This is a genomic window from Calditrichota bacterium, assembly GCA_013112635.1.
In the GTDB taxonomy this organism is placed as follows: Bacteria; Calditrichota; Calditrichia; order Calditrichales; family J004; genus JABFGF01.
Window position 1 is genome coordinate 1 of record JABFGF010000006.1, and the last position, 22884, is coordinate 22884.

Genomic DNA, 22884 nt, shown 5'->3' on the forward strand with positions numbered 1-22884 from the left:
TTGCTGGCCATTTGGTTTATATATTAAAGAATAACAGCTCAAATTCTAATGTAGAATGGAATTTAAAGAACGAAGCGGGCCGCAGGATTGCATCCGGAATGTACATAGCACATATAGAAGTGCCTGGGGTAGGAGAAAAAGTTGTTAAGTTCGCAGTTGTTCAGGGTCAGGATTAAATTAGTAATACCCGGCAAAGCCAGAAAGAAAGGGTTAATCATGAAAACATTAAGAGTTTTATTATCCATCTCTATTTTTGCAATTATACTTAGTGCCGGCCATAATGAAGACAATAAAAAGTCTAAACTGAGTAAGGTTACCGTAACCGGAGAAACAGCCCGTATGGATATAAACAATATTGACCTGGCTTTAACCAACGATGGGCAAACCGGTAATGATGCCGATTCCTTTTACCCCAAAGGAACTGACCTGTCCTTTTTATTTTCAGGTGGTGTTTGTTTTTCAGGTTATGTAGAAGGTGACTTGCGCACAGCCTGGATGGCACCTGCTTCCAGAATTCAGGAAATGCAACCCGGCAATTTAGGAAGTGATCCGGATGCACTCGAATACGTTTTTTATACCGTAAATAGTTCGGACAGCTTTGGCAGTGATAACTATAATAAATGGGCCGATGCGGTTGCAATTGGTGCAGACTTTTTTGATGCGGATGGAGATGGAGAATACGATCCAAATATAGATACTCCGGATATTCTTGGCGACCGTACATTATGGTGTGTTTATAATGATAGTGTACCTGCCACTAGCAGGGACATGTTAAATACTGGGGCTTTAGGCCTTGAGGTGAGACAGTCAATTTGGGCATTTGAAAAAAGTGATGCCCTGGGGGATGTTGTGTTTATTCGTTATAGAGTTGTAAATGCCTCGGAAAATGATATTGATGATTTGATCATTTCCGGATGGACAGACCCTGATATAGGTAATGCTACTGATGATTTAATTGGCTGTGATACAACTTTAAATTTGGGCTACATTTATAATTTTCAGGATGACAATGAATATGGTGCAAACCCACCGGCTTTTGGTATTGATTTTATTCAGGGGCCAATTGTGGATTCACCTGGCGATACAGCTTTCCATATTAATGGATTGTTGATGGGAACTGATACGATATTGAATCACAAAAATTTAGGAATGACTTCCTTTATGTATATGACATCATGGGGTGGCGTTATTACCTATCCGGCAACTAAAGAGATTGCACGGTACTATCAAGAAGGCGGTCTTGATGCAGAAGGCGAACCAATTATTGCATCAGATTGGGGGATTGGTGGAGACTCACATAGTGATGTGCGCTACTTTTTCTCCGGTGATCCCGTCACTCAAACTGGTTGGTTAGATAATACACCACAAGATATAAGATTTTTGATAAACAGCGGCCCGTTTCAATTGAAAGCCGGTGAGAGACAAGATATTATTATAGCATATATTGTAACTCAGGGAAGTAGCGCATTAAATAGTGTAACAAAATTAAAAGCAACATCTCTTTTTCTAAATGATTTATTCCCTTTTAAGGATCCTGTTACTGGATTAAATGATGAATTTGAGGATAAAAAAATTCCAATTTCTTTTCAGTTAGAACAAAACCGTCCCAACCCATTTAATCCACAAACGGTTATCCGCTATGAATTGCCTGTAAACAGCAAAATTAACATAACAGTTTATGGTGCCTTGGGACGTAAAGTAAAAACTTTGATTAACCGACGGCAAACGGCTGGTTCACACCAGGTTGTTTTTAATGGGGCGAACATGGCCAGCGGTGTTTATTATTACAGGCTCCAAGCTGAGAATTTTGTGGATACATACAAAATGCTTTTAATTAAGTAGTCTCAAATGTTTTTGATGTTTTGGCTTTAATGAAAGGGTTCTGATAGAAAATCGTTTATATTAAGCCTTCCTGGTTAAATCTGGAAGGCTTTTTTTATTTATTTTATCCAACGAATTATTTCCGGTAATGTAGGCCTCTTTCCATACATCAAAATTCCAATCCGGAAAATCTTTGCACTAAGCCAAATCATTAAAATTATGCTCAGCACTAAAATACCTACTGAACTCCAGATTTCTAGTAATGAAGGTTCTGCGAGGTTTATCCGTGCGAACATAATCATTGGCGAAAAGAAAGGCACATAGGACATTATCTCAATCACAGAATTGTCCGGATTTTTAACCATAAAAGTAAGCAGAATTAATGGTACAACCAGCATAAGTGTTATGGGAGTGGCCATTTGTTGAGCTTCCTGATCAGTATTGGTAATTGCACCAACACCCGTATAAAGAGCCGCATAAAGAAAATATCCCAATAGGTAAAACAGAACAAAGTAAAACAAAATTGATGGTGAAAAACTAAACATATCCGCAGAAACTGGCATCATGGATGGGCCAAGAAAAATTAAAGCAGTACCAAATAATGCCCAAATTAAATATTGTGTTAACCCAACTGAGCCCTGGCCTATCATTTTTCCTGCCATTATCTGAAAAGGATTTGCCGATGAAAGAAGTACTTCAATAATTCGGGTAGTTTTTTCTTCAATTATGCTGCGCATTAAAACAAATCCATACATAATCAAAGTTATATAAAGTATAAAAACGAAAATAAAAGTTGAAAAGAATTCCGTTTCAAAACCTCTTTCAGATTCAGTTCCTTCTTTGGTTATTTTGATGGTTTTCATCTCAACTCGTTTAGTCAGTTCATTAATCAGCTCATTATCTAAACCTGAGTTAAGCAAACGATAATCTACTGTTGTGGTACTGACGCTTTTACGGATTCGTCTGTTCAAATCAAAATTTGCAACATTTTTAGAATAATAAATCATTTCTCCATCATTTATAACATTTTCCGGAATAAGTAAAAAACCATCAATACTTCCATCGCTAATAAGTTGTTTTTGTTGTTCAATTGTTTCTAACCTATCATTGTTTTTGTTTAAAATATTCAAAATAAAACGCGGTGTACCACCTGTAAGGGTGTCAACTAATGACTGCGAAAGGTTATTTGCGATAAAATCAGTTTCATCATAAATACTTAAAACAGTTGGTTCTTCAACTTCCATGGTGGCCAGCATAGTAGGTACAACTGTGAAGCCAACCATAATTATTGGGGTTAATAAAGTCATTATTATAAAACTCTTTTTTAGAACGGATTCTTTAAATTCCCGTTTCACAATCGCAATAATTTTATTCATTTTCAGTACCTCCGGCCAGGGATATAAATATTTCGTTCAAACTGGATTTCATTGTTTGTAATGAAGTTACTTCAATCTTATCGATGATTAGTTTCAACAATTCTGAGGTTTTATGACCTTCCTTTAGCTGAACTTCAACATAGTTTGGAAAATGATCAACCTTTTCTAAAATCGCGATTTCATCAAATATCTTGTTATCTCCTTTAAATTCTATTTGCACAGAATTCTTCCCGTGTTGAGATAGAATCTGATCCAGATCCCCATCTAAAACTTTATTCCCTTTATTGATCATTAAAATATCATCACAAAGTTTTTCTGCTGCATCCATCATATGTGTGGACAGCATAATGGCTTTACCATCGTTTTTTAAATCCATCATAATATTTTTTACAAGGTTTACATTTACAGGATCAAGACCTGAAAAAGGTTCATCCAATATTATTAGATCGGGGTCATGCATAATTGTGCCGATTATCTGCAGTTTTTGTTGCATCCCTTTTGAAAGCTCATCAACACGGCTATCTTTATTATCAATTAGTTGCAGTTTTTCAAGCCATTTTAAAGTGCTCGATTCAGCTGTGTTTCTTTTCATTCCATGAAGTTCACCTAAAAAAAGTAGCACTTCTTTTACCTTCATTTTCTTATACAATCCTCGTTCTTCAGGCAAATATCCAATTCTGGATTTAAGCTGATCGCTCATTTCTTGCCCAAATAAACTAACTGTTCCGGAATCCGGTGCTATAATATTCATTATCATACGGATTGTTGTTGTTTTTCCTGCACCGTTTGGTCCTAATATACCATAAATATTTCCTTGCTCTACCGAGAAAGAAACATTGTTTACGGCAATATAATCTCCATATTGTTTAAAAATATTGTCTATTTCCAGTATTGGCATTTATCACTCCAAGGTTTAAGTAAGGCTTTGTTATACGTCTAAGTTAATAAAGGTTTTATTTTATTTATAGATTAAATTATCTTTATTCGAAACATGTGCGGTTTTAAACAGTTTGAGTTGAATAACTTTGATCTATTCTGTACTTTAATCACTAATTTTTTTACACTTTTTATTATAAGTATTTCATGAAACATACGTCCTTTCTTTTAGTATTATTTGCCTCAAGTTTATTACATCTTTCAGCAAATTATAATGCCCCGGCAAATCAGGTTGATACGGTAATTATTGATAATAATAAGGGCGACAATTCTTTACAAGAAATACCCTCGTTCAAAAAGTGGGGTAGCATATATATTTCCCTAAATGATTTTGTTATAAAAACCGGGTTTGGAATTTATACAAATGAATCACGCCACAAATCTGTTTTATACGTTGGGAGTGACAAGGCCACATTTACATCAAATAATAATTATGTAATCCTAAACGATCATGCCTATCAATTAACATTTGTACCTTTATGGAAAAACGGAGAATTGTGGGTACCTGCCCAAATGCTGGTAGAGCTTTTTAACAGTTATACAGCACACCGTTTTAGCTTTGACCGGAGGGAATTAATTTTTTCGCTAGGTATGAAAGATGTCAACCTTACCGGTATTAAGATCGCAGCGAAAGAAAACGGCACCTTAATTACGGTACATTCATCTAAACAGTTCTCCAAAAAAGATATTAGTTTGAAAGTTGCCAACGGCTGGTTTCATATAGATGTTTTTGGTGGCAAAATAGATTCCTCTATGGTTCAATACATCAAGACAAGCGGTGTGGTTTCAAAAATTGAGGTTATTGAATTTGATCAGATTGTTTCTCTTGCTTTTAAATTGAAACGAAAAATCCTTTCTCGAGAATTAGTATTAAACGAAAATGCCAAAGACTTCCATGTAAATTTAAGAACGAATGAAAAAGTGGAAGCAGAGGTTCAGGCTAGCAAAGAACTGGATAAACAAAAAAAAGAATGGTTAATTGATACAATAGTTATTGATGCCGGGCATGGTGGTAAAGATCCCGGGGCAATAGGCTACAAGGGGTTGAAGGAAAAAGACATAACACTTGGTGTTGCGTTGAAACTTGGACAACTGATAGCTAAAAATATGCCGGGTGTAAAAATTATTTATACACGAAAAAATGATACATTTATACCCTTATGGAAAAGAACAAAAATTGCCAATGAAAACAAAGGGAAGCTGTTTATCAGCTTACATTGCAATAGTAATAACAATAAAAAAGTTAGAGGCTTTGAAACGTATTTTTTAAGTGCTGATAAAGATAAAAACAAGCAAGCGCAAAGTGTAGTTCTTAAAGAAAACGAATCAATAAAGTTTGAACATAAAGAAGACCAGAAACGGTATGAAGGGATTAATTTTATCCTTGCAACTATGGCTCAAAGTGCCTTTATTCGTCAAAGTCAATATTTTGCTTCAGTGGTACAAAATTCATTTGCAAAAACATTGAAACCACTTGGATTAAAAGACAGAGGCGTAAAACAAGGAAGGTTTTGGGTAATGGTAGGAGCGACGATGCCAAATATATTGGTTGAAATCGGATTCGTTTCGAATAAGCATGAAGGTCTGTTTCTTAAGAAAAATGCAAATCAAATGAAAATTGCAAAAGCTGTGCTTGAGGGGATACAAAAATATAAGAAGGATATTGAAGCGGCAATTTAATGGAAAAACAAGCAATAGGTATTTTTGATTCTGGTATTGGTGGATTGACTGTTTTAAAAGAATTACGACAAAGACTTCCAAATGAGCGATTGATTTATTTCGGTGATACAGCCCGAATTCCCTATGGTTCTAAATCGAAGAAACTCGTACAGCAATATGCATTGGAAGATGCAGCATTTTTGTTACAACATAATGTAAAAATGATTGTAGTAGCATGTAACACCGCTTCGGCAATGGCAATAGATGTTTTAACGGAAAGACTTAAAGTACCGGTTGTTGGCGTAGTTATCCCAGGCTCAGTGGGTGCAATTCGCGAAACAAAAAAAAACGTAATTGGAGTGATTGGAACATCGGCGACAATTAGTAGCAATGCTTATGCACAGGCAATTAAATCAAATAGTCCTCAGGAGATTAATGTTTACTCACAGGCATGCCCTTTGTTGGTTCCGTTAGTAGAAGAAGGCTGGTTGGAAGAACAGGTTACAGTTTTAACTTTGGAAAATTATTTGAAAGAAATATTAGAGACCAAAGTTGATACATTGATTTTAGGATGCACGCATTACCCTTTATTGCATGATACTGTTCAAAAAGTTACAGGTCCAAATGTAAAACTTGTTGATTCCGGATCAGAAACAGCCCGTTTTGTGGAGAATGTCCTAATTCAAAATAATTTGCTAAATAAAGGTGCAAAAGAAGATGACGACTTATTTTTTGTAAGTGACATCCCACAAAAATTTGAAGAAATTGGTTCCCGTTTTTTAGGTGGGCCTTTTAAAAATATTAAACGTATAGATTTTGAAGAATTTTTAATGTCAAATAGTGATGAAATTAAAAAACTAATCTATGCAGTTTAATAAAAACTTTATGTACAATTTTTGAGAATTCTAATGAAAAAACTTTTTATAGTTTTAGCCATTTTGTTATCGGTAAATTCCCTATATGCCGGCGGTGCTTTAACAAGTGCCTTTGAATTTTTACGCACAGATTTTAATCCGCGTACGGCAGCAATGAGTAATGCTTTTACAACAGCAAGAGGTAATGTAGGATCAATTATGATAAATCCTGCAGGGATGGCATACAATGAATCAAACCAATATATGTTTAACTTCACCAATTATTTATTGGATATAAATGGCGGAATGCTGGCATATTCACAAGAAGTTGAAAATATTGGCATAATCAGCGGATCCATTGTTTACATGGATTATGGCGGTTTTAATGAAACAGATGAATACGCTCAGGAAACAGGTTTGTCTTTTACTCCGGCAGATATTGAATTGGTTCTTAGTTGGGCTGATCATTTTGAGAAGGGTGTTAGTTATGGAGTAAATGTAAAGTATATTTACTCACAAATTCAGGATTATAATGCGTCGGCAATAGCATTTGATTTTGGTTTAATTTGGGACGCGCCTTTTGAGGAAGATTTGTATTTTGGCCTTTCAGTGCAAAACCTTGGTTCAAATATTGAATATTATTCTAACATAAAAGAAGATTTACCTTTTAATGTTCGTGTTGGTGTTTCAAAAAAATTAGCACATTTACCGTTGGAAATATCTGTTTCAAATGCAGAAGTAAACAGAGTATCCAAATTTGCAGAGTTTTTTGAACACATGTCCATTGGTGGCGAATTTACAATCAGTGAATCTGTTCGTTTAAGAATTGGTTATGATAACAGGCTTCATACAGATTTGAAAACAATTGAAGAAAGTGATTTCGGCGGACTTTCCGGCGGATTTGGTATTTATATAAACTCATTTCGTTTCGATTATTCTTACTCAAACTACAATTTATTAGGCAATACACACCGTTTTGGTTTCTCAGGAACATTGTGAAAAAGATTTATTTTTTGATTTTTGATAAACACACCCTAGTAAATCCAGAATTAATTAATTGTAATTCAAAACCAAGTTGCAGGTCTCATGTATCAAGCACCCTGCATCCAGGATCAAATATATGTTTATAGATTTTGTAAAAATCCGTGTTAGTGCAGGAAATGGCGGCAGTGGCTGTATGAGTTTCCGTCGTGAAAAATTTATTGACAAAGGTGGCCCTGATGGTGGTGATGGAGGACGGGGTGCAAGTATAATTTTTATTGCCAATAAAAGTTTGCATACTTTAAGAGACTATACTTACAGGCGCGAATACAAAGCAAAACGTGGCCAGCATGGAATGGGTTCAAATTGTCATGGAAAAAAAGCTGAAGATATTACCCTGGAAGTACCAATTGGTACCGTTGTAAAAGATGTGAAAAAGGATCAAATTCTTGTAGATTTCACAAAAGATCAGCAAAGGTTTGTAGTTGCAAAAGGCGGTCGTGGCGGAAAGGGAAATGCCCGTTACACAACAGCTACTCACCAAAGTCCGCGCGAGTGGGAAGTGGGTTTACCTGGTGAAGAACGCGAACTGGAACTTGAGTTAAAAAGTATTGCAGATATTGGATTTGTCGGCTTTCCAAATGCAGGAAAATCCACACTTTTATCACGGCTTTCAAAAGCAAAACCCAAAATTGCAAATTATCCATTTACAACACTTGCTCCAAACCTCGGTATTGTTTCCTATAAAGATTTCTTTAGTTTTGTTATTGCTGATATTCCTGGGCTAATCGAAGGTGCACACGAAGGCAAAGGGCTTGGTCACCAGTTTTTGCGCCACATAGAACGTACACGGGCCTTGGCTTATATTCTGGATATTACCGGCGAAGATCCGTTGGACGAGTTAAAAACTTTACAAAATGAGCTAAAGCAGTATAGCGCCGAACTTGCAAAAAAACCACTTGTCGTGGTTCTCAATAAAACGGATATTGCCGGTGATGAAATTGATTTAGGGTTACCCGATGATATTCATGTAATAAAAATCTCTGCTGTTACAGGCGAAAATATTGATATTTTAAAAGATGCATTTTTTAAACTGATAAAAAAAACAGAAGAGCAGGAAGAAAATTTTTAGCACTGATACATAATTCTACAAAACACTTTTGAAAGCGTTTAATAACCCCATATTTTGAATTTCTATTCAGAAACCAGTAACTTGTTTAAGTATGCCTTTAATACACTAACTTAAAGCGATTTTATTTTTTTATGCAAGATTTTTCCCTTGAATCATTGTTGAGCCTTTATTCTGTCCACGGAATTGGTTCAGCGCGAATGAGAAAACTAATTTCAGTTTTCGGTTCTCCACAAAATGTGCTTAACACACCGGTACGCAACCTTGTTACAGTTGAGGGTATTGACAACAAAACAGCTGAGAGGATAAAATCAGGAGTAAATGAAAAGTTTGTTCAAAACCAGTTAGCGCATCTAAAAAATGGTACAGCCAAAATTCTAACCTTTTGGGATTCCGCATACCCGGATCGGCTAAAACGTATTTATGATCCGCCGGCATTTTTATTTGTTAAAGGTGATATTAATCTACTTGACACACAAGGTATTGGTATCGTGGGGTCACGTGTGCCTACGTCATACGGTAAAAATATAACTGAACAGTTAAGCACTGATTTGGCTCAGAATAACCTTACAGTAATCAGTGGGTTTGCGCGTGGGATAGATAGTATTGCACATAACGCTGCGCTTAAAAATAGAGGGAAAACAATTGCTGTTCTTGGTAACGGGCTTGATATTGTTTATCCGGCTGAAAACAGAAAACTACTTGATGCTTTTGAAAAACAAGGGTTATTTGTAACTGAGTATCCTTTTGGAACCAAGCCGGATGCGGGTAACTTCCCGAAAAGAAATCGTATTATTAGTGGACTAAGCCTTGGGATATTGGTAACAGAAGCAGGTGGAAAGAGCGGGGCATTGTTAACAGCCATGTATGCAATCGATCAAAATCGAGAAGTTTTTGCAGTTCCCGGGCCAATTACATCCGGCAAAAGTACAGGGTGCAATAATTTAATTAAACAAGGCGCTAAACTTGTTCAGGGAATTAACGATATTACAACAGAATTAACGGGCCAGCTCAGTTTAAATTTATCCGAATCTCCAAAACCCGAACCAAAGTTAACAGAAAAGGAAAAGGTAATCTACGATTTGTTAAAAACCGAAGCGCTGCATATCGATCAACTTGCGATAAAGGCTGGCATTTCTACCACCGAAGCTTTAACTACTCTTCTTACCTTAGAGTTAAGTGGCATTGTGCGCCAGATGGCCGGCAAAATGTTTACAAAGCTTTAAACCAGAATTGTTTTATTTAGAATAGTCGTTTACCAACATTCATTAATTAAACCAGAATTAAATGAACAAATTCCTATTATTCTTCCTCATTTTATATGTTGGTTGTCAACCCTCTTTAAAGGATGAGCAACCTGCAACTATCGAGTCTATTGCCAAAGTAAAATATGGTACAGATATTTTTTATTTGAGTAATAAAAAAAAAACCTACACAATTTGTTATTCACAGAAAGAAAAAACTGCTTTAAACCCATTCCCGGCTTTGAAGTTTTTTGTTTACAATAATGAAAATGCTGAAGTGCTTTTCGAGGACAACCTGACAAATGGAAGTATTAAATGGGTAGGGAAATACACGTTTAAAGTTGAATCAGTTGCAAGAGTTGTATCAATTGATCAGGAAAATCAATCAATTACTTATATTTACGATGTTAAACTAAAAAAGAAAACTAAATAAATCATATCATTGTATTAAAAACATGGAGAACTTAATGAGAAAGTTTTTTACATACCTTTTACCTGTTTTAGGTTTTATAATGCTCGTATTTTTTATCAATAATCAAATTGAAAACTCTCAGCTTGATCTTGCCCAATTGGACAAAAGTATTATGAAAGAGTCTGCCTCGAAAGGCATGCCCCAAGTACAAATGTCTGAAAGAAAACGAAAAGTTAAGGGGCTAATAAAACAAGATTCTCCAAACAAGTACAGGGAATGGCAGCATGGAATCCGAACCCGCGATGGTGAAGACCATCCTGGCTATGAGTTTAATTACCGTATTAAAGAGTTAATGAAATCACGAAATGTGAGAAATATAAAAGATCTTTCAAAAAATAGGAATGATAATAAAGCTGACGGAGATTCGTTTATTGAAGTTGGCCCGGGCAATGTTTCTGGAAGGACGCGCGCATTGGTCGTTGATCCTGATGATAACAGTTTTAATACTTGGTATTCCGGATCAGTTGGCGGTGGTGTTTGGAAAACTGTCGACGCTGGCCAAAACTGGACACAACTAACACCAAATATCGGTAACCTTGCAACAAGTGCTATTGTACAATCACCTTCAAATCCGGATGTACTTTATGTTGGTACCGGTGAAGGATTTGGTAATGTTGATCAGATAGATGGAAATGGTATTTGGAAAACGACAGATCGTGGTGCAAGCTGGCAACAACTTGCCAGTACAGCTAATTATGATTTTCAGAATATAATGAGAATGATTATTGATCCTGATAACGAAGATATTGTACTTGTTGCCACTGCATCGGGTTTTCAGCATAACTCAGGTACTAATCCGGCAACTGCAATCCGCCGTACTACAGATGGTGGCCTAACTTGGACACAAGTTTTCCAGGGTAGTTCGCGCATTGAAGATTTAGCTGCAGATCCAACCAACTTTCAGTTTCAATATGCGACTGATAATGGACGCAGCGTTGTCAAATCTAACAACGGTGGGCTAACTTGGACAAGCTCAACTACCGGAATCAGTGGAGTTGGTAGAATGGAAATAGCGGTTGCACCTTCTGATCCGACCCGTATCTATATTTCAGCAGTTGGTGGGACATTTGGTTCTGTTCTATATATATCAAGGGATTCGGGAGGAACCTGGGTTGCAGCAACAGAAAGTGGTGCCGATGGTGTTAACTGGCTTGGCGGACAGGGCTGGTATGATAACACGATAGAGGTAAACCCATATAATGAAGATGAAGTTTACGTAGGTGGTATTAACATTTGGCGTATTGATGTGGCAGACAACAATAAAATCACGACTACAAATATTACCGATGGTTATGGCCAATTTGGTGGTAGTTCAAAAGGTGTTCATGTTGATCAGCATAACATTGTTATGGTAAAAACTGATACAACAAGTAGTGCATTCCGTATGATTAACTGTAATGATGGCGGAGTTTCATATTCTGATAATAAAGGTACATCTTACAGTCATACTGAAAATGGCTATAATACTTCTCAGTTTTATGGTGTTGATAAGAAAAATGGTTCAAATGAATATGTGGGCGGTATGCAAGACAATAACAGCTATGTCTCACCAGTTAACCCAAACAGTTCGTCTGTCTGGACTGTACGTTGGGGAGGAGATGGTTTTGATGCTGCATGGAATTATGGCGATGGTAACAAAGTTTTGGTCTCCAGCCAATACAATAATATCGGACGCTCTACAAATGGAGGTGTTTCTTTTGGATCAGGTACAAATGGCATGAATGATGTCGGATCAGCCTCAGCGCCATTCTTTACTAAGATTGCAAAGTCGAAACAAGATGTTGACCTGGTTTTTGCCATAGGTGCATCAGGTGTTTGGAGATCAGCTGATTTCGGAGCAAACTGGAGTTTAACTGAAATGCCATCAGGGTTTAATGGAACAAGTTACTTCTCTCAAATCAAGTTTTCACTTATTAATCCACAAGTTATCTGGACAGCACAAAACGTCTCAAGTAATTCAGCCCCTTTTGTTTCTATTGATGGTGGCTTTGAATTTGAACAGACTAAACCGTTACCATTCTCTATGGGAAGAATATCCGGGTTGGCTACACACCCGACCCAAAGAAATACTGCTTACATTTTGTTTTCATATGCACAAGCACCGAAAATTGTCCGTACTTCAGATCTTGGCCAAACTTGGGAAGATATAACAGGATTTTTAGGTAGTGACAGCAGTACAAATGGCTTTCCTGATGTTGCGGTATATAGTCTGGTTGTAATGCCATTTGATACAACTATAATTTGGGCTGGTACTGGAATTGGGCTTTTTGAAAGTACAGATAATGGTGAAACATGGCATGCAGCCAATAGAGGCCTTCCACCTGTAGCAGTGTATGACATGGTAATAGTTAATGATCAGGTTGTAGCAGCTACGCATGGACGTGGGATTTGGGTAGCTAGTATGAGCGGTTTGGCAGAATATGAACCTCCTGTCGTTCCACTTGCTCCAGTCCTTAACGATGTCGCATTTGATGGAAAAACACTTTTTTTAGATACTGAACTGAGATCGGTGTATGACTCAACACAAATTCGAATTGATGGAGTATCAATTCAAACAGTTTTAAATGAAACACTGGTTGACAGTGTTTTACATATTTCGTACGAATCTGATTCATCAAAAGAAATAGAAGTCCGTTTATACTCATATTTGAATGGTGATTTTTACGTTTCTCAAAAAATGAAATTAGAGGTTTTCTCTTTTCAAAATCCTGTTTTATCGTATGTAACTGATTTTGAAGACGAACCATTGGAAAACTTTGCTGGAATTGGTTTTCAAATCACGAACTATGCTGGATTTCTGAACAATGCTATCCATTCTTCGCATGATTATGAAAATGAAACTGAATACTTTTTTACTTTATTGAAACCTATAATTGTGAGTGCCTCTAATCCTAATATGGTTTATTCTGATGTAGCGATCGTAGAACCTGGTGAACCTGGTTCAAAATTTGGTGATTCGGATTTTTGGGATTATGTGATTATTGAAGGATCGAAAGATGGAAATACATGGAAACCATTATTGGATGGTTATGATGCAAGATTTGATCCCTCCTGGGAAGCTGCCTGGACAACCACAACAGCTTACCGCAACTTATTTGTTTCGCATACCATTGATATTAGCAAAACATTCAATGCAGGGGATACAATTCTTATTCGTTTTAGATTATTTACAGATGAGCTGGAGAACGGTTGGGGCTGGGTTATTGACAGCTTGCAAATACAGGATGTATTGGTGTCGATAGATGATCTGCGGTTTACAGCAAACACATTCAGCTTAAAGCAAAACTATCCAAATCCGTTTAATCCGGAAACCACAATTAACTTTAGCCTGGCAAAAAGCGGGCCCGTTTCACTTAAAATTTATGACATAACAGGGAAACTGGTTAAAACAGTTTATAATAACCATAAACTTAAAGCCGGAGTTTTGCATAAAGCAGTTTGGGATGGGAAAAATAATTTTGGCAACCAGGTTTCCTCAGGAACTTTTTATTACAGGTTAAAAGCCGGTGAGAAAATCTCGGTTAAAAAGATGGTTTTATTACGCTAAGCCATTTAAAATTTAAATTGAAAGCTGTCCTTATTTGGGGCAGCTTTTTTTTTGGATTAGTTTTTATAAAATGCAGCTGATAAATATCCTACAACCCGGTTAATGTCTTTATTTACATCGGCTGATGTTCCATAACCTAGAACTTTACTTTTTGTTGCACCTAATAATTTGCACACCATCATTCCGGCAAGAATTGGCCCAAACCCACAAGCTTCTGTTTTTTCCGCCAATATATCCTGGTTAAGTTTACTAATATTGAATTCTTCAATATCATTTGAAATAATTGAATCAAGTTGTCTGGCAGTACTTTCATTGTAAAAATGGGACAGATCGCTGCTGCAAACGACCAGGTTTTTTTGATTCTCTGATGGGGATTTTTTCAATACCGAAAATATTGATTCAGCCAGTTCATTAGCTGTGGAATAACTTTGTTTGCCCATAACAATTGGAACAAGTTTGAAGTCTGAAAAAAGTCTTTGCAAAAAAGGGAGTTGTATTTCAAGAGCATGTTCATTTTGATGGCCAAGATTAGAAATCTGGATCGTTTTAAAATGAGACAACGCTTCAACCAGGTTTGTATTTGTCTGAATTATTCCTATAGGAGTTTCATAATTTCCGGCAAAAATGGAACAGCCTTCAAAATAATCATAATGGCTGGGAGAGATTACAAAAATATTGTCGTATTTATTATTGGCGATCTGTTTATAGGCTTTTGCTGCGATGTTGCCTGAATAAATGTATCCGGCATGTGGAACAATTATTCCATTAATATTTTCCAGAGTTAAATCATCATGACAAGAAAGCATTTCTTCTAAGCTGGTGTTTAAATCATCTTTGTTCTCAGGATAAAATGTACCCGCAATTTGAGCTTTTCGGATAGCAGACATGGCAAATCTCCGGTTTTGTAGATACCAAATGTACAAGATAATAAAGTGGATGTAAATAATCAGTGGGGATAAAAAAATCCCCGGCCAATGACCAGGGATTTGTGTACTTTAAATCAATCTGTGCCCATTCCTGAAAATGCAAAGGCTGCTCCTGCCAGTGCAAGATCTTTTAAAACCTGGGACATAGCCATTTGGTTGCCACCCATTACTGATGGTAAATGTATGGTTAAAACAAAAAGTATCAGCATAATGCCAAGTAACAAGGCAGCAAGTTTATCCTTCTTTTTAATGACAAGACTTATTCCGGCTAAAACAAGTGCCAAGCCAGTTAGATAAACCCAAAATACTCCACCTGGGATAAACGAGGGAACCATTCCTGCCATTTCTCCGCCGGCCATAAAGTGCATAAGGCCAAAAATAATAAAAGGAATAGCAAAAATATACCGTGCAGCGGTACCAGTTAAAGCTTGCATAAAAACCTCCTAATGTGAGTTGATTGTTGGTTGTGGAACGTTTTTAGAAAATTGGAAATTTTAAGAGAGGTTTAAAAAATATGGCTATAGTATACAAAAAAAATAACCAGAACCCTAATCGTGCATATTGAATGATTGTAAAATTATTATCACGAAAGGTCGGAAGGAAAAAAAAAATCCAGAGCCTAAGTACCCCGGAAATTTCCATTGAGTTCTAAAAACAATTTATCCAAATTGAACAGATTTCAATTTTTTTAGAAGTATTTTGTGAACTGTTTGTTAAAATCCGGCCTCATAATTGCTCCTGACAAATTAATCAATTTAGGAGGAAGTTATGACGCGTTCTTTTCGTTTTATTTCAATTGTTGCTGTTTTTGCTTTATTCTGGTCGTGCGAAAATAGCTCTGAGACTTTAACCGGAAGCTCTGGCGATACAGACTTGCGGCGTGGTTATTCAGGCCAAAACTCACTTGATATTCATTCTCGTGGTGTTGCAGAGTATGAAATCACTTTCACTAATTTGGCGCCTGCAACCGGTCCGGGTGCTAGTCAACCAATGTCACCACCAGTATTAGCTGCACATACCAAGTTTTTCCACGTTTTTCAGAATGGCAACTATGCTTCTTCGGAGGTCGCTCAATTAGCCGAAGATGCCGTTAGTGATCCACTTGTTGATGCTTTAAATTCCAATGGCCTTGTATATGACGTTGTCCGTGGTGATGGAGTTGTTTTTCCGGGCGCATCCACAACTTTTACTCTAAAATCCAGGGTAGGATTTCGAAAACTTTCTATCGTTTCCATGCTTGTAAATACAAATGATGCCTTTGCCGGATTGGATGCACTGCATATGCCAGCACGAGGTTCTAAAACAGTTTATTTACGTAGCTATGATGCAGGTTCTGAAGAAAATACAGAATCTGTAGATCATATTCCCGGGCCATGCTGTGGGAGTCCGTTGGTGCGAGTGCCTACAAATGAAAGGATAAAATATCATCCGGGTATTTCCGGTAATGGTGATCTGGATGCAGATATTTATGGCTGGGATGAACCTGTAGCAAAAGTGACTATAACCCGAGTTAATTAGATTGTAATTTTTTTGTCGCTTTTAACAGATAGAATTTTTAAATATGAGAGTATTGGAGTTCTGGAGTAATGCTAAGTCGCTTTATAGTTTTCACTTCATCGTTCCAATACTCCATTTTTTATTTAAATGAACTTATGTGAGATATAATTTTTATGACTACTGATAATAAAATTCTAATAGTTGAGGATGATCCTAAAATTATTGAATTGGTGCGGATTCACCTGGGTGATATTGGTATGCACGTGGACCATGCTATGGATGGACTAATTGGTCTTGAAAAAGCAACCAATAATGATTATTCTTTGATTATCCTGGATCTTATGTTGCCACACATGGATGGCCTTGAAGTTTGCAGAAGAATCAAATCCAAAGATAAATTTACACCTATTTTGATGTTGACGGCCAAATCAGAAGAGCTGGATAAAGTACTTGGCTTAGAAGTTGGCGCAGACGATTATTTAACAAAACCTTTTGGCATACGTGAGCTTGTTGCTCGTGTAAAAGCAATTTTAAGAAGGGTTGAGCTTGATCAGGAAAGCAGCGCAAAAAAAGATGACAGCGAAAAACTGGAATTTCGTGATTTGGTGATTGATTTGGAAAAACACATGGTCCTTTTGGAAGGGGAACGTGTAGAGTTAACCGCTAAAGAATTTGACATGCTGACTTTGTTTGCCTCACATCCGGGAAACACTTACAGCCGGGAACGTTTGCTAGATTTGGTTTGGGGTTATCAATACGAGGGCTATGAACATACAGTTAGTTCTCATATAAACCGTTTAAGAAACAAAATTGAAAAAGATCCTACCAACCCACAGTATATAAAAACATTGTGGGGTGTTGGTTACCGTTTTGAAGCACCGGAAGGATAAAAACCTGTTGTAACCCGCAATATATTTTTTTGATTGGATAATATATGAAACGATTTTTTACATCTTTTTATGGAAAGCTCTCTGCTCTGTTTTTAATTCTTTTATTGGTGATGGGGACTGTCCAAATCCTTTTAACAATAAGTTCCTGGCAAACACATCACAATGAAGCCGATCAGCAGCTTAATGCACGTCTTGCTGAAGATGTTGCCAAAGACTTTAACCCACTTTTAAAAGACAGTTTGGATATTGATGCCATACATCACGTAATTCATTATATGATGGTAATTAATCCTAAAATTGAGATTTACCTGTTGGATGAACAAGGCGGAATTATGGCTTTCTTTGCTGAGCCTCAAAAGAAAGTAAAAGTGGAACAGGTGGAGTTAGAAGCAATAAAGGAATTCTTATCTCCAAATAGACAATTACCGATTCTTGGGGTTGATCCTCGAAATCCGGGGATTACAAAACCGTTTTCAGCAGCCCGTTTGCAAATTGGGAAAGAGGTAAACGGTTATTTATATATAATTATCGGATCGGAATTATATGACGCAGCGATAAGCATAACCCGTGAAGAATATGTGGTTCAGACTATTGTGAAAGGTTTATTGATTACACTTTTTTTTACGGGGATTATTGGTCTGATTCTGTTTGCTTTGCTTACGCGGCGTTTAAGAAATATGACTAACGTCGTTCATGATTTTGAGCGTGGCAAACAAGATGTGCGCATTCCTGTAAAAACCGATGACGAAGTAGGGCAGTTGGCTACATCCTTTAATAAAATGGCCGATACGATTGTAGCTAATATTGAAGAATTGAAGAATACGGATAAATTGCGCAGGGAATTGATAGCAAATGTTTCGCATGATTTACGAAGTCCATTGGCTTCAATTCGCGGCTACCTGGAAACCATTCAAATAAAAGACAAGGTTTTATCGGATGAAGAGCGCCACAAGTATATAAATATTTTGCTTGATTCAACGCATGGATTGGAACGCCTGGTTACACAATTATTTGAACTTTCCAAGCTTGATGCTAAACAGATTGAGCCACAACCAGAGCCGTTTCTTGTAAAGGAAATGGTGTATGATGTAATTTCTAAGTTTCAGCCTAAAGCGGAGAAATTGGGGATTACAATTGCGGCAGAAATAAAAGATGGACTTCCCCAGGTTTTTGCAGATATTGGGATGATCGAACGAGTTTTATCCAACTTGCTGGAAAATGCTATTCGTTATACTCCAGAAGGCGGCAAAGTAAATATTGTTACAGAATCATCAGGCGAAGTTATCCGTGTTCGGGTTGTGGACAATGGCCCGGGCATTGATCAGGAAGATTTAAAATATATTTTTAACCGATTCTATCGTGTGGAAAAAAGCAGATCGGAAAAAACCGGTGGTACAGGGCTTGGATTGGCAATTGCAAAAAAAATAATGGAAGTTCACAAAAGCTCAATTTCTGTTGCAAGCGAAATAAATAAAGGGAGTGTTTTTTCATTTAATCTCAAAACCTGGCATCAAAGCACGGTTTGAAAATAAATATTTAAAAAACATGTCGTGCTAATCACCTGCCAACTGGGTAAAAACATGCAGGAATGAAAAGTCTCTAAATCACTGTATTTTAAAGTCCCTCAAAATGACAAGTAAAGTGCCGTAAAAATTTTGGCTGATAGGTAATTTTGTAGCCATTTACTTTGGAAATATCTTTTTTTACATCATCCAAAACTTCTACGATATAATCGAAATGACTTTGAGTATAAACACGCCGTGGAATTGCCAAACGTACCAGCTCTAAAGGTGACGGCTGCTCATTTCCATCTGCATCAAATCTGCCAAACATAACCGAGCCCAGCTCCACTGCACGGATTCCACCATCAATATAAAGTGTGTTTACTAAACTAATTCCCGGGTATTGTAAAGATGGAATATGTGGCAGGAAAGCTTTGGCATCGATAAACACTGCATGGCCTCCAACAGGTCGTACATACGGAATATCACGTTCATCCATTGCCTTGGCAAGATATTCAACTGTGGCATGACGATATTCCTGATAGGCCGGGTCAAGAGCCTCCATTAATCCAACAGCTGCAGCTTCCAAATCACGCCCGGCAAGCCCGCCATAAGTTGGAAAACCTTCGCGCATAATCAAAGCATTTTTAAAATCTTCTGCCCACTCATCATTATTACAAACAAGGAAACCACCGATATTTACCAGACCATCTTTCTTTAAACTCATGGTTGCGGCATCTGCATAAGTGAACATTTCCTGGGCAATTTCAAGTAGAGTTTTACTAGAGTATCCTGCTTCCCGCTGCTGGATAAAAAAAGCATTTTCAGCAAAACGACATACATCCATAACAAATGGGATACCATATTTTTCCAGGATGAGTTTTGTTTCACGGATATTTTTCATTGAAACCGGTTGGCCACCACTTGTGTTGTTTGTAACCGTAATCATCCCAAAAGGGATTTTTTCTTTGCCATACTTTTTGATGGTATTTTCAAGCTTTTCAATATCCATGTTCCCCTTGAATGGAGCTTCAAAAGCATTATCCAAACCTTCAGCACAAATCAGGTCTAACGCCTGTGCGCCAACATACTCAACATTGGCACGTGTCGTATCAAAATGGCTGTTATTTGGGATTACATCACCGGGTTTAATACGGGTTGCAGCCAAAATTCCTTCTGCTGCACGTCCTTGGTGAGTTGGGAAAATATGTTTCATACCAGTAATATTGCGGATCGTATCTTGAAATTTATGAAAGGATGGGCTCCCGGCATAGCTCTCATCACCGAGCATCATTGCCGCCCATTGTCTTTTGGACATGGCACCGGTGCCGCTATCTGTCAAAAGGTCTATTGCACAATCTTCGGAATTTAAAAGAAAAACATTGTTGTGGGCGTTTGTTAAAGCTTGCTGCCGTTCTTCTTTGGAAATTATTTTTAGCGGTTCTGTAACTTTTATGCGAAAGGGTTCAATGATGGTTTTCATTTTTATCCTATTTTTTTAATTATATTGCAAAGTTAAGAAAAACTAAGAATAAAAACTTCAAAATGAATACTAACCTTTTTTAAAAATAAATTTAGATTGGTCAGATCTGAAAATAGATGGTATCAAGATACCCGATATATTTTGATGAAATAGGGTATTGGTATGATATTGTTTCTTCTCCAAGTTGTCATTTAGGCATGGCTATGAATTTTAAAATTCGTTTGCTTTATTGATTGTCCAGATTGTTGCACAAAACGGGTCATTCTTTTATTTTGGAATTTGTGCGCTTAATATATGGATAAATAATGCCTTTTATCAGACTTGTTGATGAAAATGATGCTGAAGACATACTTGAAATTTATAATCCAATTGTCATGGATACCGCCATTTCTTTTGAATTAAAACCACCACCTCCGGCAGAGATAAAAAAACGCCTGAAGAAATATAATCATTTGCCATGGCTCGTTGTTGAAGATAATAACAAGGTAGCCGGTTATGCATATGCATCTCCCTTTAATCAGAGGGAAGCTTATCAGTGGTCTGTTGAAGTTTCAATATATATCCACAAAGGTTATAAGGGTATGAGGTATGGAAAAAAATTATACGGAGCTCTACTTGAGCTTTTAAAGTTACAAGGTATAATTAACGCCATTGCTTTAATTGCCTTACCAAATCCGACCAGCATTGCTTTTCATAAATCTTTTGGTTTTCACGAGATTGGCGTATTTGAAAAAGTTGGTTTCAAGTTTAACGCTTGGCATGATGTAAGTTGGTGGCAAAAAAGATTGGTACCTGAAACTGATTTGACTGGGAGCAGAATAAAACCAATCCATGATGTAATAAAAAAGCCCGAAGCAATTAAGTGCTTCGGGCAAATTTAGCAGCTATTTAACTGGCAGATTAGAATAACCTGTTTGCTAAGCTCGGCAGGGTGGATTCTACAGAATTATCGGTATTAATTTCATTAAAAGGAATAGAGTATTCTTGTCCTGCACGGACAGCAGGCATCATTCTGTTTTCACCATCACTAATTAAATCGCATAATTTACGGGCAAATCGCAAGGCAAGGGTAATATCCATATTATTGGGAGAAGCACCGCGGATGTCACGTGAAAATCCTTCACAGATTACACGCTGATTGGTATCAAGCCCGGCTTTTATTAATTCATCATAAAAATACTCAGCTGCATTCCCAAGATATCCATCTTGTTTACGTTCATTTTCTTTGTAACCTTCAGCCACAACAATTACTGTTTCTGAACGAGGATTGACCATTTTTGCAATCTTGCCAAGATTATAGTTTGAGTTGGGCAAAACTGCCAGGTGCGCTCCGGCTCCAAGACTGGAATGTAACGCATGATAACCGCCCCTTGCGCCCATCATTTCTATTATATAACAGCGTCCGTGCGTACGGGCATCGGCCATATATCCGCGAATCTTTTCCGCACCAACTTCAACGCCGGTAAACTCACCGATACAAGAAGTGCCCCAAATATCACTATCGATGGTGACAGGAATAAAAAAGGATTGAATATCATCCGGCAGAAAAGCGCTTAATGCATTTATACCTGCAAAAGTACCATTACCGCCGATACCGACAACTGTTTTTACTTTACGGTCAATAAGATTTTTAGCCGCTTGTTGTTGTTTGTCTTTTCCCCGGAAATCCGGAAACCTTTCACTACGGTAATCTGCGCCACGTGCTGTTCTCAAAGGTGGAGCAAATTCAACTCCTCGGATGTGTTCCATTTTACGGAAGTGGGCAAAGTCATAAATCAAACAACGGTAATCAGAAGTCATATTTGAAACAATCGATCGAAAACCATCAGCAGCAACAAAAACCCGCCGGCCAACTTTTTCCAGAAACTCAGTAATATAAGCAGTTACTGGATTATATCCCGGCGCACATCCGCCATCCTGAATAAGTAGCACATCCATTTCATCATACAGTGTTTCTCCTTCGCGCAGATAGGAGGTGATCAGCTCGGAAAATCCACGATAAATTTTCATTAATGCTGATGCAGAAAGAGTAGTGCCTTCTTCGATTTGTGATTTTTGGAGAACAATTAACATACCATCAGTTTTGGCCTTCACTGTTCCTGTACGCGGACGTTCATCAATTAGGGCGATTTCTCCAAATAGCTCACCTTTATTTAATACTTTTAATACATGACCATATTTTTCCAGTACAAACATTCCATCCAAAACAATGTATACCGCAGTACCGATTTGACCTTCTGAAAAGATGGTTTCACCTTTTTCATATTTAAAGCGTTTTGAAGATTCAATAAACTCTTTTAATTCAGTATCCCCAAGGTGTCGCAAAGTTCGTACATTTTTTAAAAGACGAATGAGATGCAGATCGTCAGATTTTGTTTTAAGTTCTTTTGGCATTAATAACTCCTTAAATTTTAAGATGCATTTTGCATCTGTTCTAAAGCGCTAAATGTAAGAAAAATGTTTGTTTTGTAAAATTTTTATTGATGTGAAATTTATTTGACTTTAGGAGTGGAAATTGTGGGATAATTTCTAACAAAATTATAATCAGATTACTACTTTCAATAAAC

The 22884-nt window shown here is 37.1% G+C and carries 19 protein-coding genes; 13 read left to right on the plus strand and 6 right to left on the minus strand.

All coding sequences use genetic code 11. From position 1 onward, the window contains the following. Both HND50_15305 and HND50_15310 read left to right on the plus strand, forming a co-directional pair. Window positions 1–176 (plus strand): hypothetical protein (locus HND50_15305; GenBank protein NOG46607.1); only part of this gene is annotated, 176 nt, incomplete at its 5' end. 40 nt (window positions 177–216) lie between these two features. Beyond that, window positions 217–1842 carry a T9SS type A sorting domain-containing protein gene (locus HND50_15310; protein ID NOG46608.1) on the plus strand — a complete coding sequence of 542 codons (1626 nt, stop codon included), beginning with the start codon at window positions 217–219 and terminating at the stop codon, window positions 1840–1842. Window positions 1843–1940: 98 nt separating this feature from the next. Here the strand turns inward: HND50_15310 and HND50_15315 are convergent, their stop codons facing one another. After that, window positions 1941–3197, minus strand: coding sequence for an ABC transporter permease (locus HND50_15315; protein ID NOG46609.1), 1257 nt, complete (start codon window positions 3195–3197; stop codon window positions 1941–1943). Continuing rightward, complete coding sequence (locus HND50_15320; GenBank protein NOG46610.1) at window positions 3190–4095, minus strand: ATP-binding cassette domain-containing protein; 906 nt, start codon at window positions 4093–4095, stop codon at window positions 3190–3192. The genes HND50_15315 and HND50_15320 overlap by 8 nt, the downstream gene beginning before the upstream one ends. A gap of 185 nt (window positions 4096–4280) precedes the next feature. Here HND50_15320 and HND50_15325 point away from each other — a divergent pair, with 185 nt between their 5' ends. From HND50_15325 to HND50_15355, 7 genes are all read left to right on the plus strand, one after another. Beyond that, complete coding sequence (locus HND50_15325; GenBank protein NOG46611.1) at window positions 4281–5813, plus strand: N-acetylmuramoyl-L-alanine amidase; 1533 nt, start codon at window positions 4281–4283, stop codon at window positions 5811–5813. Continuing rightward, complete coding sequence (locus HND50_15330; protein NOG46612.1) at window positions 5813–6667, plus strand: glutamate racemase; 855 nt, start codon at window positions 5813–5815, stop codon at window positions 6665–6667. The genes HND50_15325 and HND50_15330 overlap by 1 nt, the downstream gene beginning before the upstream one ends. Before the next feature lie 33 nt (window positions 6668–6700). After that, the gene (gene porQ / locus HND50_15335; GenBank protein ID NOG46613.1) at window positions 6701–7645 is read left to right on the plus strand and encodes a type IX secretion system protein PorQ; all 945 of its coding nucleotides are present in this window, start codon (window positions 6701–6703) and stop codon (window positions 7643–7645) included. 121 nt (window positions 7646–7766) lie between these two features. Continuing rightward, window positions 7767–8759: a GTPase ObgE gene (gene obgE, locus HND50_15340; protein NOG46614.1), complete on the plus strand. Its 993-nt coding sequence runs from the start codon at window positions 7767–7769 to the stop codon at window positions 8757–8759. Window positions 8760–8956: 197 nt separating this feature from the next. Beyond that, window positions 8957–9982, plus strand: coding sequence for a DNA-protecting protein DprA (gene dprA / locus HND50_15345; protein NOG46615.1), 1026 nt, complete (start codon window positions 8957–8959; stop codon window positions 9980–9982). Window positions 9983–10043: 61 nt separating this feature from the next. After that, the gene (locus tag HND50_15350; protein ID NOG46616.1) at window positions 10044–10433 is read left to right on the plus strand and encodes a hypothetical protein; all 390 of its coding nucleotides are present in this window, start codon (window positions 10044–10046) and stop codon (window positions 10431–10433) included. Window positions 10434–10467: 34 nt separating this feature from the next. Continuing rightward, window positions 10468–14019, plus strand: a complete 3552-nt coding sequence (locus HND50_15355) for a T9SS type A sorting domain-containing protein (protein ID NOG46617.1) — start codon at window positions 10468–10470, stop codon at window positions 14017–14019. Between the two features lie 56 nt (window positions 14020–14075). On the opposite strand, the gene amrB is transcribed toward HND50_15355, so the two are convergent. Both amrB and HND50_15365 read right to left on the minus strand, forming a co-directional pair. Beyond that, window positions 14076–14906: an AmmeMemoRadiSam system protein B gene (amrB, locus tag HND50_15360; protein ID NOG46618.1), complete on the minus strand. Its 831-nt coding sequence runs from the start codon at window positions 14904–14906 to the stop codon at window positions 14076–14078. A 113-nt stretch (window positions 14907–15019) separates the two neighbouring features. After that, complete coding sequence (locus tag HND50_15365; GenBank protein NOG46619.1) at window positions 15020–15379, minus strand: DoxX family protein; 360 nt, start codon at window positions 15377–15379, stop codon at window positions 15020–15022. A gap of 334 nt (window positions 15380–15713) precedes the next feature. Between HND50_15365 and HND50_15370 the strand changes: the two genes are divergently transcribed. The 3 genes from HND50_15370 (at window position 15714) to HND50_15380 (ending at window position 18858) form a co-directional block, all read left to right on the plus strand. Then, window positions 15714–16463: a hypothetical protein gene (locus HND50_15370; GenBank protein NOG46620.1), complete on the plus strand. Its 750-nt coding sequence runs from the start codon at window positions 15714–15716 to the stop codon at window positions 16461–16463. Between the two features lie 152 nt (window positions 16464–16615). Continuing rightward, the gene (locus tag HND50_15375; GenBank protein ID NOG46621.1) at window positions 16616–17332 is read left to right on the plus strand and encodes a response regulator transcription factor; all 717 of its coding nucleotides are present in this window, start codon (window positions 16616–16618) and stop codon (window positions 17330–17332) included. Between the two features lie 44 nt (window positions 17333–17376). Further along, window positions 17377–18858 (plus strand): HAMP domain-containing protein, encoded by a 1482-nt coding sequence (locus HND50_15380; GenBank protein ID NOG46622.1) that lies wholly within the window; start codon window positions 17377–17379, stop codon window positions 18856–18858. Between the two features lie 88 nt (window positions 18859–18946). On the opposite strand, the gene HND50_15385 is transcribed toward HND50_15380, so the two are convergent. Continuing rightward, complete coding sequence (locus tag HND50_15385; protein ID NOG46623.1) at window positions 18947–20317, minus strand: tryptophanase; 1371 nt, start codon at window positions 20315–20317, stop codon at window positions 18947–18949. A 305-nt stretch (window positions 20318–20622) separates the two neighbouring features. Between HND50_15385 and HND50_15390 the strand changes: the two genes are divergently transcribed. Further along, entirely contained in the window at window positions 20623–21198 is a 576-nt protein-coding gene (locus HND50_15390) for an N-acetyltransferase (protein NOG46624.1), read from the plus strand. Window positions 21199–21217: 19 nt separating this feature from the next. On the opposite strand, the gene HND50_15395 is transcribed toward HND50_15390, so the two are convergent. Next, window positions 21218–22711 carry a cyclic nucleotide-binding domain-containing protein gene (locus HND50_15395; protein NOG46625.1) on the minus strand — a complete coding sequence of 498 codons (1494 nt, stop codon included), beginning with the start codon at window positions 22709–22711 and terminating at the stop codon, window positions 21218–21220. Window positions 22712–22884: the final 173 nt, after the last annotated feature.

What these genes read in the sequence shown, in the direction of transcription:
- amrB (NOG46618.1), bottom strand. Translation starts at nt 14,906, where the DNA reads ATGTCTGCTATCCGAAAAGCTCAAATTGCGGGTACATTTTATCCTGAG.
- HND50_15350 (NOG46616.1), top strand. Translation starts at nt 10,044, where the DNA reads ATGAACAAATTCCTATTATTCTTCCTCATTTTATATGTTGGTTGTCAA.
- HND50_15380 (NOG46622.1), top strand. Translation starts at nt 17,377, where the DNA reads ATGAAACGATTTTTTACATCTTTTTATGGAAAGCTCTCTGCTCTGTTT.
- HND50_15330 (NOG46612.1), top strand. Translation starts at nt 5,813, where the DNA reads ATGGAAAAACAAGCAATAGGTATTTTTGATTCTGGTATTGGTGGATTG.
- HND50_15365 (NOG46619.1), bottom strand. Translation starts at nt 15,379, where the DNA reads ATGCAAGCTTTAACTGGTACCGCTGCACGGTATATTTTTGCTATTCCT.
- HND50_15375 (NOG46621.1), top strand. Translation starts at nt 16,616, where the DNA reads ATGACTACTGATAATAAAATTCTAATAGTTGAGGATGATCCTAAAATT.
- HND50_15390 (NOG46624.1), top strand. Translation starts at nt 20,623, where the DNA reads ATGCCTTTTATCAGACTTGTTGATGAAAATGATGCTGAAGACATACTT.
- HND50_15355 (NOG46617.1), top strand. Translation starts at nt 10,468, where the DNA reads ATGAGAAAGTTTTTTACATACCTTTTACCTGTTTTAGGTTTTATAATG.
- HND50_15395 (NOG46625.1), bottom strand. Translation starts at nt 22,711, where the DNA reads ATGCCAAAAGAACTTAAAACAAAATCTGACGATCTGCATCTCATTCGT.
- obgE (NOG46614.1), top strand. Translation starts at nt 7,767, where the DNA reads ATGTTTATAGATTTTGTAAAAATCCGTGTTAGTGCAGGAAATGGCGGC.
- HND50_15370 (NOG46620.1), top strand. Translation starts at nt 15,714, where the DNA reads ATGACGCGTTCTTTTCGTTTTATTTCAATTGTTGCTGTTTTTGCTTTA.
- HND50_15320 (NOG46610.1), bottom strand. Translation starts at nt 4,095, where the DNA reads ATGCCAATACTGGAAATAGACAATATTTTTAAACAATATGGAGATTAT.
- porQ (NOG46613.1), top strand. Translation starts at nt 6,701, where the DNA reads ATGAAAAAACTTTTTATAGTTTTAGCCATTTTGTTATCGGTAAATTCC.
- dprA (NOG46615.1), top strand. Translation starts at nt 8,957, where the DNA reads ATGAGAAAACTAATTTCAGTTTTCGGTTCTCCACAAAATGTGCTTAAC.
- HND50_15315 (NOG46609.1), bottom strand. Translation starts at nt 3,197, where the DNA reads ATGAATAAAATTATTGCGATTGTGAAACGGGAATTTAAAGAATCCGTT.
- HND50_15385 (NOG46623.1), bottom strand. Translation starts at nt 20,317, where the DNA reads ATGAAAACCATCATTGAACCCTTTCGCATAAAAGTTACAGAACCGCTA.
- HND50_15310 (NOG46608.1), top strand. Translation starts at nt 217, where the DNA reads ATGAAAACATTAAGAGTTTTATTATCCATCTCTATTTTTGCAATTATA.
- HND50_15325 (NOG46611.1), top strand. Translation starts at nt 4,281, where the DNA reads ATGAAACATACGTCCTTTCTTTTAGTATTATTTGCCTCAAGTTTATTA.